We start from the raw sequence: 22,244 nt of genomic DNA on the forward strand, positions 1-22,244 counted from the left end.
ATAAGCCCTGCGGGCTTTCCGGGATGACATGCTGAGGGTGGGGAATGGCCGCGCTCTTTCCCCGGCCCTGCTTCCCGCGTAAGGTTTGCGCCTCGGGAGGATGATCATGACACACGCATCAGTTTTCGCCGCGCTGACCGGCGCCGCCCTGCTGGCCGCCTGCGCGACGGCGCCGGATGAAACGCCGCTTGCCGCGCCGATGGCCCCGGAAGCAGAAGCAGAAGTCGCCGCGCCTGCCTATGACGAGGCCTTCCCGCCCGCCATCGAGGAGATTTCTTTCGACAGCCATGGCGACCGGCTGAACGGGCTGGTCTATGTTGCGGACGGGCCGGGGCCGCATCCTGCTGTCGTCCTGCTGCACGGCTTTCCGGGCAATGAGAAGAATCTGGACCTGGCGCAGGACATGCGCGCGGCGGGGTGGAATGTGCTGTTCTTCCACTATCGCGGCGCCTGGGGCAGCGAGGGCGACTATACCCTCACCCATGTGATTGAGGATGTGGCCAGCGCGGCGGACTTCCTGCGCACCCATGCGGACCAGTACCGGACCAATCCGGATCATATCGTGCTTGTGGGGCACTCCATGGGGGGCTTTGCCTCACTTCAGGCCGCCGCGCGCGATGAGGCAATCAGCTGCGCCGCGGGCATCGCCCCGGCAGACATCGGCATCATGGCCGGGGCCTTTGAAGCGAGCCCGGAGGCCAAGGCCGGCTTCATGGCCTATAGCGACAGCCTTCAGATGCTGCACGGCCTGACCGGCGAGAAGATCATGGCCGAGATCGAGACCAACGAGGACGCCTTCAGCCTGCAGGGCCTCGCGCCGCAGCTGGAAGGCAAGCGCATTCTCGTCGTCGGCGGAGACAAGGACACGTCCGTTCCGGCAGACGCGATTATCCAACCGCTGATCGCCGCCTATGAAGCCGACCCGGCCATCGACACGACGGGGGTCGTTCTCTCCGGCGACCATTCCTTCTCATGGTCGCGCGACGAGCTGATCAGCACCGTGATCGACTGGGCAGAGGCGTGCCGCTAAGCGCCTAGCCCCGGGTGCAGGCCTTCGCGGCGGAGAGACCCGGCAGGACTTTTGCGACCTCCCGGCCCCGGTCCGTCGCAAGCAGGCGGGCGCCCCGCGTGATGCGGCGATAGAGCGTGTCATCGTTCAGCATGTCGATGCGGCTGTCCCAGGACCCGGTCCACCAGCCGAGCGTGGCGAAGGCGCTTTCCACGCCCTTTGCTTCAAGCTCGGCATAGAAATCGGGCCGGGGCACTTCCGTGCCGCCCCAGGAGAGGACGTTGGCAAGGTTCACGCCGGACACGCGGAGCGTTTGCAGGTCTTCCAGCTTCTCGACGGGCGTCACGATCATCGCCTTCTGTGACAGGCCGGCAACCAGCGCGGCATCATCCAGCGAATAGGTCGCGAACATGACCCGGCCGAACGCGTCATGTTCCGCCACCGCATTGACCAGATCCTCATAGGTGGTCGTGCCCTTGCGGTCGAGTGCGAACATGGCGCGGCCTTCGCTCCAGTCCAGAACGGCATCCAGAGTCGGGATACGGAAAGACGTGGCGTTGCCTTCATTGTCCTTCAGCGTGAGGGCCTGAAGCTCCGCCAGTGTGAGATGGCTGGCCTCGCCCTCACCCGTCGAGGTCCGCTCCAGCGTATCGTCATGCATGAGGACCATGACGCCGTCGGCACTTTTCTGGACGTCGATTTCCAGCAGGGCCGGGATTTCACTGACCGTATGCTGAAAGGTTTCCAGCGCATTCTCGGGATAGCCCGGCACAGGCCCGCCCCGGTGCGCGCTGATCAGGATGGCATCCTGCTGCCGCAGGCAGTTGAAGAAGACCGGCATGCCGCCTGCGTCCGCGACGAGGAGGAAGGTTTCAGAGATGGCCTCTGCAGCCGCAGGCGCGTCTGCTGTTGCCGGGGGCGCCGTGGCACATCCGGCCAGCAAAGCCGCTGCGGAAACGGCGCGGAGTGTCAGACCTGTCTTGCGCATCGCATTCTCCCTAGTAACGGACCGTGAGACGAACCTGGCCGGTGCGGCCATAGGTGGCGTCGCCCAGTTTCTCTTCATAGAATTTGTCACCGGCATTCTGCAGGCGCGCCGACAGAATCACCGTGTCATTGATGTTCCAGACGGCCGACAGGTTGAACAGTGAATAGCCCGGCATGACATAGGTGGACGGATAATCGCTGAAGAATTCGTCGCGCCAGTAGGTATCGACCGTCAGCGACAAATCCTCTATCGGGCGGACGGTCACAGCGGCGCTGGCTTCATGCTTCGGACGGCCGAACAACTGCGTACGCGCGGCCTTCTCCTCAGCTTCCAGATAGGTATAGGCGCCGCTGAGATCGAGCCAGGCGAGCGGGGAATAGACCGCATCCACCTCGACGCCCTTCATTTCGACCGGGCTGTCGATATTCTGCGGGGTGCTGACAAACGTCACCGGATCGTAGATGGAGAAGATGCCGTCATCGGCCTCGCCGGTGAATAGGGTCAAGCTCCAGGACGCCTTGCCACTCTTCAGCCGCTGGTCGATGCCGGCATCGGCCATCCAGCTCGATTCCGGCTTGAGGTTCGGGTTGCCCTGGAAGGTCGCCGACGAACCGAGCATCTGGCGCAGGCCGGGCGCTTCGGCGCCTTCGCCATAGGAAATGCGCAGCTTGGTCTCGACGCCCGGAATGCTGACCGTATCGGGCAGGTTATAGGCCGCCGTCAGGCGATGGGTGAACTCGCCGCCGAACTTCTCATTGTCGTCATAGCGCGCGGCGGCGGACAGGAAGAAGCCTTCGGCCATTTCCAGATTGGCTTCGGCGAATACGGCAGAGTTGGAGATACTGTCATTGATCAGCGCATAGGCGTAGCCGACAGGCTGTTCGAACACGGCCTTTTCGTCGCGGTATTCCGCCCCGCCGGTCAGCGTCACCGCACCGTTCGGGCGCCAGGTGGCGTAATAGGTGGCTTCCAGCGTCTCGCCTTCTGAGTCCTGCTCCGCGGTGGGTGTCTTGTAGAGGCCCTGCAGGTCGACATAGGAGAGCTGCGCGGTATGCGTCAGCTTCCCGCCAAGCGTTGTCCACTCGCCCTTGAGGGCGCCGAACAGCTGCTCGCTCTGCACTTCACCTTCGGAGTCCTGGAAGATATAGCCCGGCAGGCCGAGCGGGTTGTCCGCCGGCAGCGAGCCTTCGTCGATCTCGTTCATGGCGTCGGTGTAGCGCAGCCAGCCGCTGAGTTCGGTATCCGCCGTCGGACGGTATTCGCCCCGCAGCTGGGCGGTGAAGTTCTCGTAGCCGTCCCGCTCCGTGTTGCCCGGCGGGCGGCTGGCAAGCGAAATGCCTGCCGTATCGAAATAGGAGACCGTGCCGGAGAAGCCGTAGCGTTCTTCGCCCTTCTGAACCCCGGCGCTGACTTCATAGGTGTCGTTCTCGCCGACCATGGCAGAGCCGCGCACCTGCAGCGGACCTTCCGGGCGCTTGGTCACAACGTTGATGACACCGGCCACGGCATCGGCGCCGTAGACGCCGGACTGCGGCCCGCGCAGCACTTCCACCTTCTCGATATTGTCGAGGAATAGGTGGTCGATCCCAAACTGGTTGTCGCCTTCGGACGGGTTGTTGACCTTCACCCCATCGATCAGCACCAGAACGTGCTTGCTGGTGAACCCGCGCATGCGGACCTGTGTGTTCTGGCCGACCCCGCCCGACCGCGTGATCGAGACACCGGGCGTGCGCTCCAGCGCATCGTCCAGCGTGGTCAGCTGCTGCAGCTCGATCGTCTCGGCATCGAGAACGCTGATCGCATCGCCCAGCTGGTTCACCGGCACAGCGGCGCGCGAGGCGGAAACGACCACCTGGTCCATCTTGAGGGCCTCATCCTCCTCCGCATGGGCAAGCCCCTGCGAGAGGGCAGCCGCCGAGATGGCGCAGAAAAGAGAGGTGCGAAAGGGAAATTTGGACATGACAGAACCCCGCGTCAGATAATCTGAAGGCGGCACTATCCCGGCGGTGTGACATGGTTTTCGCGTTTATTTGAAGAATCTGTCACCGCAGCGCCTCAAAACACCTGACGTCACAAAAACGCACATGTCCCGCGCTATAGGAAAACCGTCACACTTCACCCCAATCCAGCGAGACCGGAAATGGACACGCTCCCTTCCACAAACTGGGCCAGAATGGTGACCGGCCTGCGCCAGGACCTTGGCCTGTCCCAGCGCGTTCTGGCCGAGCGCCTTTCGGTGGACCAGACAACCATTTCCCGCTGGGAACGCGGAAAAGACCTGCCCGGCGTCCGCCACCGGCGCCAGATGCGGGACATGATGCGCCAGACCACAACCAGCCGGCTGGACGCGCTGACGAAACTCCGTGTTCAGATGTCTTCCTGGCCTGCCACACTGCTGCGTCAGGGCGCCGTATTCGTGGAGGTCAGCCGGGCCGCCGCCGCAGAAGTCTCAGCCGACGGCCTCGGCCCGGGCACCAGCCTCTATGGCCGGTTCGGCGATGAGGCGGACGAGCAGATGCACGCCTGGGAACGCTCCGGCATCTTTTCCGGCGATCTTGCAATGACTGTGTCGCTGAACCGTATCCAGTCGCCCGGCGGCCCGGTCTATTTCCGCGGCATGGACACGCCGCATATTTCCGCATCCGGCGAAATCTGGTGCCTGTGCGAATTGCGGCGCCTGAGCGAGGCGGAATATCTGACCGAGCTGCGCCAGATGGGCGGCCCGCTCCTCTCCATTCCCTATGACGCGCTGGGCTGAGCTTACGCGCTCACCCAGTCAAGGGCGGCCTCTGTGTCTCCGGCCGGAAAGATACGGGTCTTCGCCGGGATAAGCGGGCCGAAGAGGCGGACGCCATGGGCGATCCAGTCGACATCGGTGACGACGGCGAGGCGTTCGAAATCATTCCAGTGGGAGAGGCCCAGCATCGTGTCGTCCAGCATGGCGTGGGCGCTGTAGCCTTTGAAGGCCGGGCCGAAGCGGAGCAGGACGCGCACCTTGCCGAGCGCCTCCTTCGCGGTCTCCACCGCGGGGATCAGGATCGTCTTGTAATCGGAATCGGTGATCTCACCCTCGGCTTCGAAGGCGACGATCCCGGGCGGGGCGGAAGGGATGCGCTTGAACATGGCCTTCAGATGGGCACGCCCTGCCCGTCAGGCAAATGAACTCGCGGCCATGTTCATTCGACGGCGAGACGCGTTTCCAGACGGGTCCGGGCATCGTCACCTAGCTTCGTGTTGCGGGCGAGATACCAGCTGGCCGTGTTGCCTTCGGTATCTTGTGCGGCCGGATCGGCCCCGGCATCGAGCAGCAGTAAGATCAGTTCCTCCGAAGCATTCTCGGCGGCGTACATGAGTGCCGTTCGGTGGTCACGCTGCAATTTTCCGCAGGTGCGATAACGCTCTCCTTCCGGAACACTTTGCGTGCGCTGGTTCATATCAACGCCCGCATCCAGCAACACCCGTACGGAGTCTGGCATGTCCAGCTGCGCTGCATACATCAGCGCCGTCTTGCCGAAACGGTTCGTGGACCGGTCCAGCGGGACACCAAGCTCCGGCAGGATCCCGAGCACGTCCGGCCGGACAGATGCGGCGGCCAGAACATTGGCGTGCAGGCGGGCAATGTCCCGTTCATACCGTTTGGGTTTGGACGGATCAGCAGGCGGCAGATACGTGCCGACATAGGCCCTGTACAGATCCCGGATGTCTTCCACCGGCTCGCCCGCAAGGATGGCCGCAGAGATTTGACGGGCCCAGATTGCTCCGTGCCACCATGGCGTAATGTTATTCAGCGCCTCTGGTTGCTTGAGAGCAGCTTCGACCGCGTCCAGCATCTCATTCGGCGAGGCCCCAAAGGGGAAGTCGACAGGATTGTCCCAGTTCATCGGCTGGGTCGCAAGGAAGGCCAGCAACATGTCGTTGTTGCGTGCATAGAAGATACGGTCCACCAGCGCCCGCCAGGCCTGAAGCGCTGCGGTCTTCGCCTCCTCAGGCGGCATGGCAAACCGCTCGGTATAGTATTCTTCCATACGACGGAGGAAGTCCGGCTGATCCTGCCGGAGGGACAGGTAGACCTGCCAGCTAAACGGGTCAGTGGCGCCCCAGCTCAGCGGGCGGAGCTGGCGGGCGACATCATCCTGCGGCTCGTCCTCGGGTCCGAACCGGCCATTCGGTTCCGGCCAGGCCTGCGGACGGTAGAACAGGTCGGGCAGGATGGCCTCGGGCGGAACACCGGTCCAGCCCAGCGTACCGTAGCACATGCCGCCTTGCTCTGGCCCCGCATACATGGCCTTGAGCGCCTGATAGAAGGGTGACGCGGAAATGAAGGGTTCGAACTGCTCCGGCTCCGGACGAATTTGTATTTCGCAGACGGTTTCAGCCTCTTCAGCGGGCCAGACGCGACGTAAGGTTTCGCGTTTGCTGTCCTGCCCCCTCGAAACGCCCCGCCCGTCCGAGACGGTATAGAGCGCGCCTTCCTGCAGAAACAGCTGGACCCGGTGGACCCGGCCGAATGTCGCGACCGGCTCGCCCGTCACCTCAGCCGCGAGTTCGTTCCAGTGGTAGGTGGAGCTGATCTCCCCATAGCGCTCCGGGTATTGAACGCGCATGGCGTCAAACTCGGCGACCGTGTCGAACAGATAGAGGCTCCCGCCGAGATACCGCCAGCCAGCATCGTTGGACACGAGGAAAAGCACTTCCTCGTCGCCGTCGCCGTCTATGTCATGACGAGCCTCGAAGGTCTTGTAATAAAGCGACTGACTCCGCGCCGCCCGCCCGCTTCTCACCGTTTCCGGGAACGCGAAAGTGGCCTCATGCGGAACACCGGACAGGTCGAGATCGGCGGAGTCCAGCCGCCCCGCGGCGTCGAACAGATTGGTCCAGGCGGCGGTCACGGGTTCGCAGAGGTCTGGCGTCTCATTGCGGATGAGGTGCGGGCGGAAAGGCGCGACGTTCCAACCGGTTTCGCGCGGGGGCGGTTCCGGTTCGGCGGCGCCATGCGCGCATGCGGTGAGTGCCAGAAGCCCGGCGATCAGCGCGCCTTTTTGCGTCTTCATCTCAAGTCCATCCTGCCTGCTCTCACACTCCCTTAAACGGAGAATGTGTCAGCAATCCAAAATGGACAGTTCATTTTGAAGGCAAATGAACTCGCGGCCATGTGAGAAACTCAGAACCGCAATGCCTTTTCAGGTGTACACTCCTCCCATGGCTGATCGCTGAAGGAGCCGCTTTGGAACCTACCGAGGCGCGGAATGAACCGATCATTGCCGAAGCTCCACCGCGCCAGAGCCATGCTCTGGGTGGCAGGTTCAGCCCCCTCCATTGGAACAAGCTGCAATCCGAAATTGGTGGTGCGTCCCGGACAGAAATCATCGAACCGACGACGCCAGACACTTCGTTTGGCTTCGTCGAAATTCCATGCGTCCGGATCGTCTATCAGTACAAGGCGGGCCTTTTCACCATCACATGCGACAGCATACAAACACGCGAGCTGACGCCCGTTCGTACGATTCTGAATATATATCCCGGCGCCAGACACCAGCTCCTGTTTGGTCAAAGTCTTGTAGTGAGCGTAGCGCAGGCCGTAATCGACCGGGCCCAAAAACATGATCGCAAGGATGACAGCCGCCACGCCCAAAAACAAAGCGCCGCGTCTCATCTAGTTCGGGCGGTCTTCTTCGTGGTCGCCGTTCCAGAAGCGTTTGATGCGGCCGAGGAAGCCTTCGCTTTCCGGGTGGCAGTCGGCGCCGGAGCAGTCGCAGAATTCGCGCAGGATGTCCTTCTGGCGGGGGGTCAGGTTGCGCGGAGTTTCCACGAACATCTCGACGAACAGGTCGCCCGTATGACCGGACTGGCGGACCGACGGCATGCCCTTGCCGCGGAGGCGCAGCTTGCGGCCGGTCTGGGCACCTTCCGGCACCACGACGCGGGCGCGGCCGCCATCGATGGTCGGGATCTCGATCTCGCCGCCAAGCGCTGCCGTCACCATCGGCACCGGCGCGCGGCAGTAGAGGTTCGGCCCGTCGCGTTCGAAAATGTCATGCTCGACGACATCGACGAAGATGTAGAGGTCGCCCTTGCCGCCGCCATTGGCGCCGGCTTCGCCTTCGCCCGCCAGGCGGATGCGCATGCCGCTTTCGACACCGGCCGGGATCTTCACGTTCAGCTTGCGCTCTTCGCGCACCTGGCCAGCCCCGCCGCAATCCTTGCACGGCTTCTTGATGGTCTTGCCCTTGCCGTTGCAGCGCGGGCAGGTGCGTTCCATCGTGAAGAAGCCCTGCTGGGCGCGCACACGGCCTGCGCCGCCGCAGGTGTCGCAGGTTTCAGGCTCGGTGCCCGGCGCGGCGCCAGACCCTTCGCAGGTCTTGCAGTCGACGGCCTGGGGCACGTGAATGGTTTCGTCCTTGCCGGAGAAAGCTTCGGCCAGCGTGATTTCGAGATCGTAGCGCAGGTCTGCGCCGCGTTGCGGGCCGCCACGGCGACGGCCGCCGCCGAACCCGCCTGCGCCGAACACCTGGCTGAACAGGTCCTGGAAAATGTCTTCGGGGTGAACGCCGGCGCCGAACGGATTGCCGCCGCCTCCGCCCATGCCGTTTTCGAAGGCGCTGTGGCCGAACTGGTCATAGGCCGCGCGCTTCTGCGCATCGGAGAGGATCGCATAGGCCTCGCCGACTTCCTTGAACTTGTCTTCGGCTTCCTTGTCGCCCGGATTCTGGTCCGGGTGATATTTCATGGCCAGCTTGCGGTAGGCGGATTTCAGCGCCTTCTCATCGACATCGCGTGAGACGCCAAGAACCTCGTAATAATCGCGCTTGCTCATGGATAGATGGCTCGCCGTTTCTCTCTAGTCCTGTGCCCTGACGCGTCATGTGGGGCGCGAATTACACACGTGCAAGGGAGGGATGCAGGCAGTTGACGTGGGGTTCCCCGTCAAACTGCCTGACGGATTGTCTGGATCAGCTGGGCCCCGGGCCAAACTGGCTGGCGCCCTTCTCGATCATCTCCGCGCCGGTGGGGCGGATCTGCATCACGGCGAGGCCGCGCTGGCTGGTGCCATCCAGGCGGAAGCGGAACAGGCCGTTGACGCCGAAGAAGCCGTCGGGGTCTGTCACGCCATTGTATTTGAGGTTGTCTTCGGCGGCGAGGCGCACGGCGACGGCGGCCGCGTCATAGGCGACGGCGGCGAGGTCTGTCGGCGTCTTGCCATAGATGCGGCGATAGGCTTCGCGGAAGGTGGTGAGATTGTCCGGATCGGGTGCGGGGTAGACGGCGCCGTCCAGCGTTGGCTCGCGCCAGATGGATTGATCGCCCCAGAGGCTCGTGCCCATCAGGGTGATGTGAGTCATGTCCACACCATTATAAGGCAGCAGCGGCGCGATGGAGAGCAGGTTCACGCCGCGCTCCGGGATCATCACGGCCACCTTGTTGCGGGGCCGCGTGGCGATTTCGGATTTCAGGATACCGGAGACCGACCGGGCCGCTTCCGTCGCGCCGGTTTCCGGCATGTAGAAGGCCGAGGTCAGCACCGTGCCGCCGACATTGAAGGCTTCGGTGCGCAGGGCCGTCTCGATCTGGCGGCCATAGGCCGATTGCGGACCGAGGAAGACGAAGCTGTAGATGCCGTTCGCAGCGGCATATTCGACCATGCGGCGGACTTCTTCCTCCGGCGAGATCGAGGCGAGATAGGCCCCGCCGCCCGCCGCCGTGCGGTCGTTCGAAAAGGCAATGACGGGGATCTTCTTGTCCTGCGCACGCTCTGTGATGGCTTTCACATTGGCGCCGAACAGCGGACCGAGCACGACATTCGCCTTCTCCTGCACCGCCTCGTCGAGGCGGGCTTCGGTGACGGATGTCTTGCCGGCGGTGTCTTTCGGGATGATCAGGAAGTCATCCCCGGCATACTGGAACAGGGCCAGCTCGATCCCGGCCAGCATGCTCTCGGCTTCGGCGCGGACCTGGGCGTTCGGGTGCGAGAACGGCAGCAGCACGGCGGCGCGCTTGATCTTGCGCCCCTCCATGAAGGCTGGCGTCAGGCCGCCATCGCCGCGCACCTGGGTCAGGTCTTCCGGCTCGCCCAGCTCGGTGACGTCAACGCCCTCTTCCGGCTGCTCGACCGGGCCGGTGATGGGTTCAACCCGCGGAGTGCCGGTGCCGATCTGGACTGGCGGACGGGCCGGTGCGCTGGCACAGGCGGTGGCGAACAGGAAACCTATGAGAAGAAAGCTTGGCGCTTTAATCGTCCTGAGCAATGGTTGCATCAATGTCATCTCCTGAAACATCTCCTGAAGCATCCGGCGCGCAGACGATTCCCGGCTGGCGCGACTCTAGGGGGGCCGGGCCGGACGGGCAACCGCCCCAAGTGCTTCAGCCTGGCCTCTATGTCGTCTCCACGCCGATCGGCAACCTGCGGGACATTACGCTCCGCGCGCTGGACGTGCTGGCAGCAGCCGATGAAGTGCTGGCCGAAGACACGCGCGTGGCGGGGAAACTCCTGTCCGCCTATGGAGTTAAGGCCCGCCTCAGCCCTTACCATGACCACAATGGGGCGGAACGGAGACCGGAACTCCTGCGCAAGCTGAGTGAAGGCGCGCGGATCGCGCTGGTCTCCGATGCGGGCACGCCGCTGGTGTCCGATCCCGGCTGGAAGCTGGCGCATGAAGCGCTGGAGGCCGGCCACCGCGTCTTCCCGATCCCGGGCGCCTCGGCCATGCTGGCCGGGCTGGTGGCGAGCGGCCTGCCGAGCGACCGGTTCTGCTTCGCCGGATTTCTGCCGCCAAAACAAGGTGCCCGGACGCAAAGCCTCGAAAGCCTGAAGAGTGTTCCGGCGACGCTCATCTTCTATGAGAGCGGTCCGCGCCTCGCCGATACGCTGGCGGACATGGCCAGTGTGCTGGGGGCCGGGCGGCAGGGCGCCGTGGCGCGGGAGCTGACCAAGCTGTTCGAGGAAACCCGGCGCGGCACGCTGGCGGACCTCGCCGCGCACTATGCCGAAGCAGGCGGGCCAAAGGGCGAGATTGTCGTGCTGGCCGGTCCGCCGCTGGAGGAGGCCGTCACGCCCGCCCGCCTCGATGCGGCCCTGCGCGAAGCCCTCGCCGACCAGCCCACCAAGGCCGCCGCCAATGCGGTGGCCGACGCGCTCGGCCTGCCAAAGCGGGAAGTCTATCAGCGCGCCCTGCAGATCAAGGCCGATGGCTGAGGGCAAACGGCAAGCTGCGGAGAAGCGTGGCCGCAAGGGCGAATGGCTCGCCGCACTTTACCTTCAGGCCAAGGGCTATCGCATTCTGGGCCAGCGGGTGCGCACGCCCATGGGCGAAGTGGACCTGATCGCAAAGCGCGGCAGGCTCGTCGCCTTCGTGGAGGTGAAATACCGGGCCGAAGTTCAAATTGCCGCAGGCGCCGTCACACCTGCCAGCTGGCAACGCATCGCGCGGGCGGCAGAGTTCTGGATGGCCCGCCACCCTGCACTTTCAGATTATGGCTGGCGGTATGACCTGATCGCGCTCGCGCCCCGCAAACTGCCGCAACATATACAGGATGCATGGCGGCCCGGCCTGGCGTGACACGAAGCAAAGTTTAATCAGGACGATTGCCGCTTCAACCAATCGGAAAAAATCATGTGCGAACTGACCGGCGCGCGGCGCAGTGGTTCAGACCACTGACAATAGAATTCTTCCAGAAAATAAGGCTTTGCAGCCACTTCCCGTTAACCGTCAATCAAACCAATTCCTCTAATGACGAGGCCGGTTGGAGAGTTGAGTTGTGAGGGAGGCCTTTGGCCATGGACGCTGCTGTTGCGATGCGAAAAGAGGCTGCACCAGCCTCGGGTCTGAAGCAGGTATTCCAGAATGCGCAGCGCGCGTTCGACCTGATCAAGAAGCACCGTACCCCGCCGGATCCCAAGACCTATGCTATCTGGTATGCCTATGTAGAGGCCGCTGACCCGCGCGTGATCGAACGGGTGGACAGCGCAATTGCCGAACATGGCACCCTGACGCCTTTCGACATCAGCTCAATTTTCCGGGAACTGCTGACCGAGGAACCTGCCGTTGTTTCCGCGCGTCACTCCATCGGCATGGCCATCGAGAAGGAAATCGATGAGGTCATGAAGATCATCCAGCAGGGTGTTCAGAACAGCGACGAATTCGGCGCCTCGCTGGACAAGGCCAACAGCGCCCTGCCCGGAGCCGCATCTGCAGAGCATCTGGCCTCGCTGGTGTCCACCCTGATGGAAGACAATCATCGCATGGCCCGGACCGCGCGCGAGCTGAACCAGGGCCTGACGGATTCCCAGAACCAGATTGCCAAGCTCAATCAGGAACTGGAGGAAGTGCAGACCCAGTGCCGGCGCGACCCGCTGACCTCCGTCGCGAACCGCCGCGCCTTCGACGAACGGCTGGAACGCGAAATCCGCGCGGCCGCGGAGACAGGCGAGAATCTCTGCCTTGCCATGGCCGACATCGACCATTTCAAAAGCGTCAACGACACCTATGGCCACCAGGTCGGTGATGCGGTGCTTCAACAATTCGCATCCGTCGTGACGCAGAACATCAAGGGCCAGGACATGGTCGCCCGTTATGGCGGGGAAGAGTTCGCGATCATCCTTCCGGAGACGGACCTGTTCTCGGCCTATAACCTGCTCGTGAAGATCAAGTACACGTTCAAGAATACAGAAACGCCGGTGGAAGGCACGCTGAAGTCCATCAAGGATGTGACAGCATCGTTCGGCCTCGTCCGCTTCGAACCGGGCATGACGCCACGCGACATGATCGAGAGAGCCGACCATTATCTCTACGAAGCCAAGAATTCAGGCCGCGACCGGGTGAAAGCCAAGGGCTTCTGAGGCCGATCGTCCCGCTTCCCCCTCCGTCACCCACGTAGTTTCCCTGATTGCTGATCCGGCCGCCATGAGCGGTAATGATGTGTCCGCTCCGGTGGAGGGAGTGCATCATGGATGGCAGCTTTTACCTCGAAGAATTGTCGGCTCATACTCGTGAGGATGGGCGTGAGTGGGATAAATTCTGCGCCGGAGTGGACGAATTTCTCGACAAGGAGCTGACCGAAGACCTGCGTGCCGCTGGCCGCCGGACGACGGGGCTGAAATCGGATGCCGAAGCCTGCCGAGCCTGGCGGGAAAAGCTGAACGCACGCGGCTGGTACGCTCCGACCTGGCCGGTGGAATATGGCGGCGCGGGCTGGAACACCGAACAGCGCATCTATTTCGAGAATGCCTCGGCGGCGCGCGATGCGCCGATCCTGATGAATTCAGGCGTCCGGACAATCGGCCCCCTGATCATGGAGGCCGGCACGCCCGCACAGAAGGCGCATTACCTGCCCGCCATCCTGAATGGCGAACATGAATGGTGCCAGGGCTTCTCCGAACCGCAGGCGGGGTCTGACCTGTCCGCGCTCTCCCTGAAAGCAGAACGTGACGGGGACGATTTCATCCTGACGGGCAGCAAGGTCTGGACCAGCTTTGCGCAGTACGCGACGCATATGTTCCTGCTGGCGCGCTGTGATCCGGGCACGCATGGCGGCAAGGGCCTCGTCTTCCTGCTGGTCGAGATGGACCGGCCCGGTATCGACGTACGCCCGATCCGGTTTATCGATGGCGAGTACGAAACCAATGAAGTCTTCTTCAATGGTGTGCGTACCCCGGCAGCAGACCGGATCGGCGAGATCGGCGAAGGCTGGAAGGCCGCCAAACAACTGATGGCGATTGCCCGCGGCAACAATACGACCACGGGCCTCCTGCGCCGGGCCATGCGGGCGGCGCGTCGGTGTGCGGCGGAAGCCGGTCCGCTGACACCTTCCCTGCAGATGCGCTTTGCGGACCTCGACCTGCGGATCGACACGCTGGAAGCGCTGGACATGCGCACCAAGAATGGCCTCGTCACGCTGGACGGCGGGCCTGCCTCATCCCAGACGAAACTGCTGGCGACGGAACTGCACCAGGCCATCACAGAGGCGGCGCTTGAGGCCGCCCCCTTCAGTGATTTCGCCCAGGCGAAATACCTCGCGACACGGGCCGCGACGATCTATTCCGGCACCAGCGAAGTACACCGGAACATTCTGGCCAGGGCGATTGGCTGTCCCTGAGCCGATGCGCGTGCGGCGTCAGTCGAACGGCCGGCCTGTTGCGCCGCGGAAGATGAGTTCGGCCCCGCTGAGCACGATGTTGCGGAACGATGCGGTGTGCATGAAGTCGGCCAGTTCCTCGGGCAGCATATCGGCATCGATATAGGGCAGCGAGTCCGCCTGCACCGCGCCGGAGGTCAGGTTTACCAACGCCATCAGCATACGCACGCCCCAGCCCGGTTCCAGCTCCATCACCCGTTCGAGCTTTTCAGATATGGCAGACCCATGCTCGAACAGACGTGTCTTTGTGGAGACCAGCGACTCCAGCGCAACGTTGCGTTCAATCGTCTGCGCCAGATAGGCCCGCAAGATCAGCATGGCGGGATGATCGACCAGGCTGTCGATGAAGGCCTCACAGAAAGCCCTGCCCGACATGCCCGGCTCAAGCCGTTCGCCAAGCTGCGTAAAAGTGCGGATGAAGGCCCGCTCATAGAGCGCCAGAAGCAGTTCTTCCTTGTTGGCGAAATACAGGAAGATCGTGCTCTTGGAGACGCCAACATTGTCGGCAAGCGCCGCAATGGCGAAACGCTCATTGCCGGATTCCAGCAGGAGCGCCTCTGCTGCATCGAGAATTTCGTTACGGCGCGCTTCTTTCTCAGATTCCGACCGCGCACGCCGGAAGTCTTCGCGAATAGCCATATGGGCCTCTTTCAGGTCCGCAGGCAGGAGAAGGCTGCTTGCCTGCACAGCGCAGCGGCCCGGACCCCACCCGTCCAGATAAAAATGATTCTTCAATATTGGACGAGTGTATACACAGAGCGCGTGACAGCAATGTCACATTTTCGTTTGTGTACTAAATATTGCGAATTCCGGTCATTAGAAGATGGGCCCCATCCAGGAATGATGCCCGGAAATCGAAGCTTCTGATGGCGCTGGTCACTTCCTCAGACTGGCCGTCATCCATCGCAAGAAGCCTCTTTATATCCGCCTGGATCGAGCCGCACATCAGGTTGACGAGCGCCTTCATCAACCGGCGCCCCTGCCCGGGTTTCAGATGCAGGAGTTCCTCAACCTGGTCGGCAGTGGAAGTCCGGTACCGAAAGATCTCTTTGATCGCCTCGTTGATATAGTCCTGATTGAGGCTTTCCTCCACAACGCGCATGATCATCGGGCGCATGATGCGGAAGCCTGGGAATTCCAGCGCGGTGTCGATAAAGGCCTCACAAAAGGCCTCGTCGGAGATGCCCTCATGGAGACGGCTGAGGAAGGTTGTGAAGAAATTTTGCCCGACCCGCGTATAAAGCGAGGTCAACAATTCTTCCCGGTTGCGGAAATGCAGGAAGATCGTGCTCTGCGACACGCCGACCCGTTTGGCCACATTGGAAATGGAAAACCTTTGATTGTGCGATTCAAGCAGCAAGGCTTCCGCCGCTTCGAGGATCGTTGTCCGGCGGACAGCATTCTCCCGTTCGGTCCGGGGGCGCAGAAAATCTTCTCTGATATTCATCCAACCCCCTTAGATTGAATCCGACTGATTGAAAAGCACCTAAGTAACCGTTAGTCATTTATGGCTCGAACACAAGCCCCGACCGCAGTTGAACCGTAACAGCCTAATCAGCAGGCAGGGTAACAGGCTTGGAAATGCCAATAAAAAAGCCCTCCCGTGGGTTGCAGGAGGGCTTTTGTCCGATTTGCGAAGCGATCAGGCGTCGGCGGTTTCCGGCGTCTTCGCCTTTTGTCCGGAATAGTCGAACTCCTCTGAATCGAGGTCGATATTCGGGATTTCCTCTTTCTCGTTCCAGTAGTCCTGCGTGTGCTGCCAGATATATTTGGAGCCGCGCTTCGGCAGGAGGTGCATGGAGCGCATGAGGTAGCCGGGATTGAAGTCTTCCGGATCGATCCAGGGAAGGATCTCCATATCCTTGTCTTCCTCGCGCAGCTTCACGCGAACCTGCGTGACGCCCTTCTCGTCCATATGCTTCAGCAGGCGGGTGATGAAGTCGCCCATCAGGTCGACCCGCAGGGTCCACGAGGCACGGAAGTATCCGAACACCCAGGCCATGTTGGGCACGCCGGTGAACATCATGCCGCGATAGGTCACCGTGTCGGAGAAGTCGACTGGCTTGTTATCAACCGTGAACGGAATATCGCCAAGTACAGAGAGGTTGAAGCCCGTCGCTGTGATGACGATGTCCGCTTCCAGTTCCTGGCCGCCCTTGGTGAGGATACCGTTCTCGGTGAAGCGCTCGATCTCGTCGGTCACGACGCTGGCTTTGCCCGACGCGATGCCCTGGAACAGGTCTCCATCCGGCACGAAGGCAATGCGCTGGCGCCACGGGCGGTAGCGCGGCGTGAAGTGCTTGTCGATCGGATAGTCCTCGCCGAGGAAAGCTTTCACGCCTTCGAGCAGTTCCTGGGTAACCTCGTCGGTCTCCTCCAGACAGCGGCGTGTAAAGTCATGCTGGTCAAACAGGACTTTCTGGCGCGCAATCCGGTGAATTGTATCCCAGTCGATGCCGATCTTCTCAAGTTCGGTGACCATTTCATTTTCATTCCGGCCCGGAATGAAATAGGTCGGCGAACGTTGCAGCACCGTGATGTGCTCAACCTCACCGGCAATGGCCGGAACCACTGTGGCCGTCGTTGCGCCCGAACCGATGCAGACGACCTTCTTGCCCTTCAGGTCAATATCATCCGGCCAGAGTTGCGGGTGGATGATCTGGCCCTTGAACTTGTCCATGTCCGGCCAGTCCGGCGTGTAGGGCTTGGTGTAATTATAGTAGCCTTGGCACATCCAGAGGAAGTTGCAGGTGAAGGTCAGCACCTCGTCCGTTTCGGCGCGGCGGACTTTCAGGGTCCACAGGCTGTCCTTCGAAGACCATTCTGCCGACAGGATCTGGTGGCCGTAGCGAATGTGCTGGCCGAGGTCATTCTCCTCGATCACTTCGCCCATATAGTTGCGGATCTCTTCGGCCGTCGCGATCGGTGTGCCGGTCCACGGCTTGAAGCGGTAGCCGAAGGTGTAAAGGTCGGAGTCGGAACGGATGCCCGGATATTTGTGCCACAGCCAGGTGCCGCCAAAGCTCTCCAGCTTTTCGAGCACCACATAGCTCTTGCCGGGGCATTGCGTTTTCATGTGATACGCCGCGCCGACACCGGAAATCCCGGCCCCCGCGATCAGCACGTCAAAATGTTCTACCTTGGCCTCCGCCGGCCGCGCTTTCGTTTCCGTCCCTGTCATGGCTCTCCGTCCATCTGATGGCGCGCAATCAGACCACCCGAAAGCGCAATTCCTCTCTTTCCATTGAAACCAGAAAAATCCATCCGGCACTACGCAACACCCCCTATGACGTCGCGGCAGTCAGCGGGGTTTCATGCCGGATTCCGGCGCAGAATGAGGGGTTGCGGGCGAAATCCCCTCTTCTGGCCTGCGCCCGGCAGCGCGCGTGCCTTCACACTGCCGTAATCCTCTCGCATTTACCCTCGGCAATTATCGATTCTATTGGCAGGCAGAGATGGCGCAGAAGGGTAATCCGGCCCCGGCCCAGCGGACGATCAAAGTGCCCGGCGGCGGCTTCGCTTCCCGGCATCCCCGTCTGGTGCGCTACACGCTGATTGTCTTCCTCGTGGTCATGCTGGTCGCAGGCGGCTGGGGCTTCTGGAAATGGCGCTCGCTTTATGCCGGTATGCCAAAACTGCCGGAAGTGGCGGACCTCTGGTCGGTCAAACGCGAAGCCGCCATCGAATTCATCGACCGCGATGGCAATACGCTGGACGTGCGCGGCCCCCGCTATGGCCGGGCGACATCGGTGGACCAGCTGCCGGAATACGTGCCGCAGGCCTTTATCGCCGCCGAAGACAAGCGCTTCTACGAGCATGACGGCGCGGATGATGCCGCCATCGCCCGGGCCGCCTGGTCGAATTTGCGGGCCGGGGAAACCGTTTCCGGCGCCTCCACGATCACACAGCAGCTGATCAAGAACCTTGTGCTCACCAATCGCCAGACGGTGAAGCGCAAGGCGCAGGAAGTGAAACTCGCCCGCGAGCTGGAAACCAAGATGAGCAAGGACGAGATCCTGTCGCTCTATCTGAACCGGGTTTATTTCGGCGCAGGGCTCTACGGCATCGACGCGGCGGCGCGCTATTATTTCGGCAAGCCTCCACAGGAGCTGACCGTGGCGGAAGCCGCGATCCTGGCCGCCCTGCCCAAGGCGCCGTCCAAGCTGAACCTGCGCGAGAACCTTGAAGGCGCCAAGGAACGCCAGGCCTATGTCCTGGCCCAGATGGTGGATCTCGGCTTCATCCGCCCGGCCGATGCAGAAAAGGCCGGGGCCCAGGACATCACGATCATCGACCCGCCTACCTATGATCCACAGCTGGGCTACGCGCTGGACGCGGTCTCGGAGCGCGTGAAGGCGATGCTGCCGCGCATCCCGGGCGATCTGGTCGTCACGGTCTCGCTGGACATCGACCTGCAGGAAAAGGTCCGCGCGCAGCTGGCTGAGCGCATGGCCGGGGACGGCGCGAAAGAAGGCGCAAGCCAGGTTGCCGCCATCCTCATCGAGAAGAATGGCCGCGTGGCCGCGCTGGTCGGCGGCACGGACTATACGGAGACGGAGTTCAACCGCGTCACCCAGGCCCTGCGCCAGCCGGGGTCCAGCTTCAAGCCATTCGTCTACGCTACGGCGCTCGAAGACGGCTACTCCCCCTATGACGTGTTCGACGATGCGCCGATCACGATCGATAAGTGGAACCCCTCCAACTATACCGGCAAATACCTCGGCCCGATGACGATGAGCGAGGCGATTGCCCGTTCCATCAATACGGTCGCGGTGGAACTGACCCAGCTGTCCGGCCCGGCCCGCGTAGCGGAGACAGCCCGCCGCTTCGGCATCACCACACGGCTGGAGGCCTATCCTTCCATTGCCCTCGGCAGCCAGGAAGTGACCCTCTGGGAACTGACACGCGCCTATGGCGTGTTCCAGTCCGGCGGACTGCGGCTGGACCCGTGGCTGATAGAGAAGATCGAGGATTCGCGCGGCACGGTGCTGTACGAACGCCCGGATTATGACCGCGACCGTGTGTACTCTGAAGAACTCTCCCGCGACATGAATGCCATGCTCTACCGGGTCGTCAATTCCGACATCGGCACAGGCGGGCGCGCCCGCATCCCCGGCTGGACGGTCGCTGGCAAGACGGGCACCAGCCAGGACTGGCGCGACGCCTGGTTCATCGGATACTCAGCCGCCTATGTCGGCGGCATCTGGGTCGGCAATGACGATGACAAGCCGATGAAGAAAGTCACAGGCGGCGGCCTGCCGGCAGACCTCTGGTCGGACATGATGGTGCTGGCCCATCACGGGAAAACACCGGAACGCCTGCTCGGCGCCGAGAGCGGCGTGATGGTCAGCGAGGAGGCCGAAGCCCGGATCGCCTTCTATCGCGGCCTCAGCCAGGCCTTCTCCATCGCGGCAGGCCAGCCGCTGGCCGGGCGCAGCGGCTACCGCGTCGAACGCTAAGCCACCGCATCGCCTGATTGCGCCAACCGCGTCATGCGCGTAGAGAGCGCCCCATGTTTGACACCGTTGTTTTCGATACGCTTTCCCTCGCCCTGGAAGAGGCCGACCTGTTGCCGGAAACGGGCAACCTCCTCTGCCTGCGGGCTGAGGCCGTCCCCTTCCTGATGCGCCTGCCAAAAGAGCGCCTGACCTGCCAGAACAGTTTCAAGCCGGATCATGACGCGCTGAAAGCCGCTGGCTTCACCGTCCTGCCGCCGGAGGCCGAGTCATTTCCATCCGCTGCGCTGACCATTATCCTGCCGCCCCGCCAGCGGGACGAGACGCGTGCCCTGTTCGCCCGCGCCATGCGCGATGCGCCGGTCGGCGGCGTGATCGTGGCGAGCCTGCCCAACACGCTGGGCGCCAAGACGGGTGAGAAGATCCTCGCGGAACTGGCGGGCGAAACGCAAAGCCTGTCGAAACACAAATGCCGTGCCTTCTGGGCAACCAAGACTGAGGACTGGAACGCTCAGCTGGCGGAAGAATGGATCGCCTTCGATGCGCCGCAGGAAGTCGACGATGGCGCGCTCTGGAGCCGGCCGGGCCTCTTCAGCTGGGACCGTGTCGATGCGGGCAGCGAGTTGCTGGCTGACAGCATCCCGGAATGGATCCGCGGACGCGGCGCAGACCTCGGCGCGGGCCAAGGCTATCTCGCACGCGAAGTGCTGGCCAATTGCCCGCATGTTGAAAGCATGGACCTGTTCGAGGCCGAGCACCGCGCGCTGGCCTGCCAGGCAAAGAACCTCGAAGGCTACAGCAACTGGGCCAGCCATTGGGCCGACGTCACGAAGAACGCACCCAAGGCCGAGTTCGACTTTGCCGTCATGAACCCGCCTTTCCATACCGGCCGGGCTGACAGCACATCGCTCGGGCAGGACTTTATCCGTGCAGCCGCCGACACGCTGAAGACCGGCGGCACCCTCTGGCTCGTCGCCAACCGCCACCTGCCCTATGAGAGCGTGCTCAGCGAGTGCTTCAAGAGCCACGAGATGCTCGAAGACGAAGGCGGCTACAAGATCATCAAGGCCGAAAAGCCGAAGCGGAAGCGATGAAGCCCACGCCATGAAGGAAGCGCGCCAGCTCGCGAAATACCTTGCCCATCTCGGCTATGGCAGCCGAAAGGAGATGGAGGCCGCCATCCGCCGCGGCCGCGTGACCGGCGAAGGCGATGACCTGTGCTTCGACGGCGAACCGCTGGACCCGCCGCCCGGCATGGTCATCCTGATGAACAAGCCGGCGGGCTTTACCTGCTCGCGCAACGACCAGGGCCGGCTCGTCTATGAATTGCTGCCGCCACGCTTCATGTTGCGGACACCGCCGCTCTCAAGCGTCGGGCGCCTCGATGCAGACACGACAGGACTCCTTCTGTTTGCGGATGATGGCAAGCTGCTGCACCGGCTGATCTCTCCGAAGTCAGAACTGCCGAAGACCTATGAAGCGACCGTTGCCCGCCCACTGGAAGGCCATGAGGCGGACCTCTTCGCCAGCGGCACGCTGATGCTACGCGGCGAGGAGAAGCCGCTTCTCCCCGCCCAGCTGGAAGTGACCGGTGAACGCACCGCCCGGCTCACCATCACAGAAGGCCGCTACCATCAGGTCCGCCGCATGTTCGCCGCCGCCGGCAATCATGTCGAAACCCTCCACCGCGCCGCCTTCGGCCCCTTTACCCTCGGCGGTTTGCCAGAGGGCGAGTGGCGGTTGCTGACGGATGAGGAAGTCGCCTCGCTCGCTTAGGCCGCCGCCTTGAAGAACGGCCGGTCGCCTGCGATGGTGACGCGCTCCATGATCCGGACCGCCGGGAAATAGTCGCTGGCAGCATAGTGCTGGCAGGCGCGATTGTCCCAGAAGGCAAGCGAGCCCGGCGCCCAGCGGAAGCGGCACTGGTATTCCGGAATGGCCGCGCGGGAATAGAGATACTTCAGCAGCTCGTCGCTCTCCTTACGGTCCATGCCCTTGATATGGTCCGTGAACGCCGTGTTGACGTAGAGCAGCCGCTGCCCCGTCTCGGGATGGGTCCGGATAACGGGATGCTCCATCGGCGGGTATTTGTCGTGAAGTTCCGTCGGGTCTTTCTTCAGACGCTTGGCAAAAACGCGGGCAATATCATGCACCGCGGTCATCTGGCAGAGGCGTTGCTTCAGATCGTCATCCAACTCTTCATACGCCATGACCATATTGGAGAAGAGCGTGTCGCCACCCACCTCGGGCAGTTCGATCGCGCGCAGGATGGAGCCGAGCGACGGCGCCTCCCGCCAGGTGACGTCCGAGTGCCAGGAGTTCTCGATCCCGCGTGAATTGGGTCCGTGCGCGATGCGGAGGACTTCCCGGTCCGGCTGTTCCAGCGGCGTGGCCGGGTGGATTTCCAACTCCCCGAACTTGCGGGCGAAGGCGATATGCTGCTGGCGGGTGATGTCCTGATCGCGGAAGAACACGACCTGATAGCGCAACAGCGCCGCGCGCACTTCCGACACCAGCACGTCGGTCGGGTTGCGCAAATCCGCCCCGATCAGCTCCGCCCCGATGTTGGGCGACAGGCGCCGGGCCTCGAATTGTGTGAACGCGGCCTCATTCTCCGAATACGCCATGCTGTCTCCTCCGGTTTTATTTTCAGGGAGTGTAG

Annotated in this window: 20 protein-coding genes; 9 read left to right on the forward strand and 11 right to left on the reverse strand. The window is 62.7% G+C overall.

All coding sequences use genetic code 11. From position 1 onward, the window contains the following. Nucleotides 1-106: 106 nt before the first annotated feature. Nucleotides 107-1,030 carry an alpha/beta hydrolase family protein gene (locus tag HJA_RS15265; protein ID WP_162177078.1) on the forward strand — a complete coding sequence of 308 codons (924 nt, stop codon included), beginning with the start codon at nt 107-109 and terminating at the stop codon, nt 1,028-1,030. 4 nt (nt 1,031-1,034) lie between these two features. Here the strand turns inward: HJA_RS15265 and HJA_RS15270 are convergent, their stop codons facing one another. Together HJA_RS15270 and HJA_RS15275 are read right to left on the reverse strand one after the other, a co-directional pair. Next, nucleotides 1,035-1,997 (reverse strand): glycerophosphodiester phosphodiesterase family protein, encoded by a 963-nt coding sequence (locus HJA_RS15270; RefSeq protein ID WP_051597765.1) that lies wholly within the window; start codon nt 1,995-1,997, stop codon nt 1,035-1,037. Between the two features lie 10 nt (nt 1,998-2,007). Then, the gene (locus tag HJA_RS15275) at nt 2,008-3,957 is read right to left on the reverse strand and encodes a TonB-dependent receptor plug domain-containing protein (protein ID WP_035583815.1); all 1,950 of its coding nucleotides are present in this window, start codon (nt 3,955-3,957) and stop codon (nt 2,008-2,010) included. A gap of 180 nt (nt 3,958-4,137) precedes the next feature. Here HJA_RS15275 and HJA_RS15280 point away from each other — a divergent pair, with 180 nt between their 5' ends. After that, nucleotides 4,138-4,755 carry a helix-turn-helix domain-containing protein gene (locus tag HJA_RS15280; protein ID WP_081814753.1) on the forward strand — a complete coding sequence of 206 codons (618 nt, stop codon included), beginning with the start codon at nt 4,138-4,140 and terminating at the stop codon, nt 4,753-4,755. A gap of 2 nt (nt 4,756-4,757) precedes the next feature. Here the strand turns inward: HJA_RS15280 and HJA_RS15285 are convergent, their stop codons facing one another. The 5 genes from HJA_RS15285 to HJA_RS15305 form a co-directional block, all read right to left on the reverse strand. Further along, entirely contained in the window at nt 4,758-5,120 is a 363-nt protein-coding gene (locus HJA_RS15285; protein ID WP_035583819.1) for a SpoIIAA family protein, read from the reverse strand. 53 nt (nt 5,121-5,173) lie between these two features. Further along, on the reverse strand, nt 5,174-7,048 hold the full coding sequence (locus tag HJA_RS15290) for an ankyrin repeat domain-containing protein (RefSeq protein ID WP_035583821.1): 1,875 nt from the start codon (nt 7,046-7,048) through the stop codon (nt 5,174-5,176). Nucleotides 7,049-7,158: 110 nt separating this feature from the next. After that, nucleotides 7,159-7,650, reverse strand: a complete 492-nt coding sequence (locus tag HJA_RS15295) for a hypothetical protein (RefSeq protein WP_035583823.1) — start codon at nt 7,648-7,650, stop codon at nt 7,159-7,161. Next, nucleotides 7,651-8,811 carry a molecular chaperone DnaJ gene (gene dnaJ / locus HJA_RS15300; RefSeq protein ID WP_035583825.1) on the reverse strand — a complete coding sequence of 387 codons (1,161 nt, stop codon included), beginning with the start codon at nt 8,809-8,811 and terminating at the stop codon, nt 7,651-7,653. Between the two features lie 136 nt (nt 8,812-8,947). Beyond that, the gene (locus tag HJA_RS15305) at nt 8,948-10,249 is read right to left on the reverse strand and encodes a penicillin-binding protein activator (RefSeq protein ID WP_162177079.1); all 1,302 of its coding nucleotides are present in this window, start codon (nt 10,247-10,249) and stop codon (nt 8,948-8,950) included. Between the two features lie 101 nt (nt 10,250-10,350). Between HJA_RS15305 and rsmI the strand changes: the two genes are divergently transcribed. The 4 genes from rsmI to HJA_RS15325 all read left to right on the forward strand — a co-directional run bounded on the left by rsmI (nt 10,351) and on the right by HJA_RS15325 (nt 14,087). Beyond that, nucleotides 10,351-11,187: a 16S rRNA (cytidine(1402)-2'-O)-methyltransferase gene (rsmI, locus tag HJA_RS15310; RefSeq protein WP_035583827.1), complete on the forward strand. Its 837-nt coding sequence runs from the start codon at nt 10,351-10,353 to the stop codon at nt 11,185-11,187. Continuing rightward, nucleotides 11,180-11,551, forward strand: a complete 372-nt coding sequence (locus HJA_RS15315; protein ID WP_035583829.1) for a YraN family protein — start codon at nt 11,180-11,182, stop codon at nt 11,549-11,551. The genes rsmI and HJA_RS15315 overlap by 8 nt, the downstream gene beginning before the upstream one ends. A 218-nt stretch (nt 11,552-11,769) precedes the next feature. Continuing rightward, a complete protein-coding gene (locus tag HJA_RS15320; protein ID WP_035583831.1) occupies nt 11,770-12,831 on the forward strand; it encodes a GGDEF domain-containing protein in 1,062 nt (353 codons plus the stop codon). Between the two features lie 107 nt (nt 12,832-12,938). Beyond that, on the forward strand, nt 12,939-14,087 hold the full coding sequence (locus HJA_RS15325) for an acyl-CoA dehydrogenase family protein (RefSeq protein WP_081814755.1): 1,149 nt from the start codon (nt 12,939-12,941) through the stop codon (nt 14,085-14,087). Between the two features lie 18 nt (nt 14,088-14,105). Here the strand turns inward: HJA_RS15325 and HJA_RS18200 are convergent, their stop codons facing one another. The 3 genes from HJA_RS18200 to HJA_RS15340 all read right to left on the reverse strand — a co-directional run bounded on the left by HJA_RS18200 (nt 14,106) and on the right by HJA_RS15340 (nt 17,307). Beyond that, nucleotides 14,106-14,765: a TetR/AcrR family transcriptional regulator gene (locus tag HJA_RS18200; protein WP_155840043.1), complete on the reverse strand. Its 660-nt coding sequence runs from the start codon at nt 14,763-14,765 to the stop codon at nt 14,106-14,108. Between the two features lie 154 nt (nt 14,766-14,919). Further along, on the reverse strand, nt 14,920-15,573 hold the full coding sequence (locus HJA_RS15335) for a TetR/AcrR family transcriptional regulator (RefSeq protein ID WP_035583833.1): 654 nt from the start codon (nt 15,571-15,573) through the stop codon (nt 14,920-14,922). A 195-nt stretch (nt 15,574-15,768) separates the two neighbouring features. Continuing rightward, a complete protein-coding gene (locus HJA_RS15340) occupies nt 15,769-17,307 on the reverse strand; it encodes a flavin-containing monooxygenase (protein WP_035583834.1) in 1,539 nt (512 codons plus the stop codon). 274 nt (nt 17,308-17,581) lie between these two features. Here HJA_RS15340 and HJA_RS15345 point away from each other — a divergent pair, with 274 nt between their 5' ends. The 3 genes from HJA_RS15345 to HJA_RS15355 are packed head-to-tail and all read left to right on the forward strand — an operon-like array spanning nt 17,582 to nt 21,358. Continuing rightward, a complete protein-coding gene (locus HJA_RS15345; RefSeq protein WP_241764382.1) occupies nt 17,582-19,585 on the forward strand; it encodes a transglycosylase domain-containing protein in 2,004 nt (667 codons plus the stop codon). Between the two features lie 53 nt (nt 19,586-19,638). Further along, the gene (locus HJA_RS15350; RefSeq protein ID WP_035583837.1) at nt 19,639-20,676 is read left to right on the forward strand and encodes a class I SAM-dependent methyltransferase; all 1,038 of its coding nucleotides are present in this window, start codon (nt 19,639-19,641) and stop codon (nt 20,674-20,676) included. A 10-nt stretch (nt 20,677-20,686) separates the two neighbouring features. Next, on the forward strand, nt 20,687-21,358 hold the full coding sequence (locus HJA_RS15355) for a pseudouridine synthase (protein WP_035583839.1): 672 nt from the start codon (nt 20,687-20,689) through the stop codon (nt 21,356-21,358). Here the strand turns inward: HJA_RS15355 and HJA_RS15360 are convergent. Next, nucleotides 21,355-22,209 (reverse strand): TauD/TfdA dioxygenase family protein, encoded by an 855-nt coding sequence (locus tag HJA_RS15360; protein ID WP_035583841.1) that lies wholly within the window; start codon nt 22,207-22,209, stop codon nt 21,355-21,357. The two genes, HJA_RS15355 and HJA_RS15360, sit on opposite strands and share 4 nt — an antisense overlap. Nucleotides 22,210-22,244: the final 35 nt, after the last annotated feature.

This window comes from Hyphomonas jannaschiana VP2, assembly GCF_000685215.1.
Taxonomy (GTDB): Bacteria; Pseudomonadota; Alphaproteobacteria; order Caulobacterales; family Hyphomonadaceae; genus Hyphomonas; species Hyphomonas jannaschiana.

Excerpts from the sequence above, each read along its gene's own strand:
- HJA_RS15265 (WP_162177078.1), top strand. The coding sequence starts at position 107 with ATGACACACGCATCAGTTTTCGCCGCGCTGACCGGCGCCGCCCTGCTG.
- HJA_RS15270 (WP_051597765.1), bottom strand. The coding sequence starts at position 1,997 with ATGCGCAAGACAGGTCTGACACTCCGCGCCGTTTCCGCAGCGGCTTTG.
- HJA_RS15275 (WP_035583815.1), bottom strand. The coding sequence starts at position 3,957 with ATGTCCAAATTTCCCTTTCGCACCTCTCTTTTCTGCGCCATCTCGGCG.
- HJA_RS15280 (WP_081814753.1), top strand. The coding sequence starts at position 4,138 with ATGGACACGCTCCCTTCCACAAACTGGGCCAGAATGGTGACCGGCCTG.
- HJA_RS15285 (WP_035583819.1), bottom strand. The coding sequence starts at position 5,120 with ATGTTCAAGCGCATCCCTTCCGCCCCGCCCGGGATCGTCGCCTTCGAA.
- HJA_RS15290 (WP_035583821.1), bottom strand. The coding sequence starts at position 7,048 with ATGAAGACGCAAAAAGGCGCGCTGATCGCCGGGCTTCTGGCACTCACC.
- HJA_RS15295 (WP_035583823.1), bottom strand. The coding sequence starts at position 7,650 with ATGAGACGCGGCGCTTTGTTTTTGGGCGTGGCGGCTGTCATCCTTGCG.
- dnaJ (WP_035583825.1), bottom strand. The coding sequence starts at position 8,811 with ATGAGCAAGCGCGATTATTACGAGGTTCTTGGCGTCTCACGCGATGTC.
- HJA_RS15305 (WP_162177079.1), bottom strand. The coding sequence starts at position 10,249 with ATGCAACCATTGCTCAGGACGATTAAAGCGCCAAGCTTTCTTCTCATA.
- HJA_RS15315 (WP_035583829.1), top strand. The coding sequence starts at position 11,180 with ATGGCTGAGGGCAAACGGCAAGCTGCGGAGAAGCGTGGCCGCAAGGGC.
- HJA_RS15320 (WP_035583831.1), top strand. The coding sequence starts at position 11,770 with ATGGACGCTGCTGTTGCGATGCGAAAAGAGGCTGCACCAGCCTCGGGT.
- HJA_RS15325 (WP_081814755.1), top strand. The coding sequence starts at position 12,939 with ATGGATGGCAGCTTTTACCTCGAAGAATTGTCGGCTCATACTCGTGAG.
- HJA_RS18200 (WP_155840043.1), bottom strand. The coding sequence starts at position 14,765 with ATGGCTATTCGCGAAGACTTCCGGCGTGCGCGGTCGGAATCTGAGAAA.
- HJA_RS15335 (WP_035583833.1), bottom strand. The coding sequence starts at position 15,573 with ATGAATATCAGAGAAGATTTTCTGCGCCCCCGGACCGAACGGGAGAAT.
- HJA_RS15340 (WP_035583834.1), bottom strand. The coding sequence starts at position 17,307 with ATGACAGGGACGGAAACGAAAGCGCGGCCGGCGGAGGCCAAGGTAGAA.
- HJA_RS15345 (WP_241764382.1), top strand. The coding sequence starts at position 17,582 with ATGGCGCAGAAGGGTAATCCGGCCCCGGCCCAGCGGACGATCAAAGTG.
- HJA_RS15350 (WP_035583837.1), top strand. The coding sequence starts at position 19,639 with ATGTTTGACACCGTTGTTTTCGATACGCTTTCCCTCGCCCTGGAAGAG.
- HJA_RS15355 (WP_035583839.1), top strand. The coding sequence starts at position 20,687 with ATGAAGGAAGCGCGCCAGCTCGCGAAATACCTTGCCCATCTCGGCTAT.
- HJA_RS15360 (WP_035583841.1), bottom strand. The coding sequence starts at position 22,209 with ATGGCGTATTCGGAGAATGAGGCCGCGTTCACACAATTCGAGGCCCGG.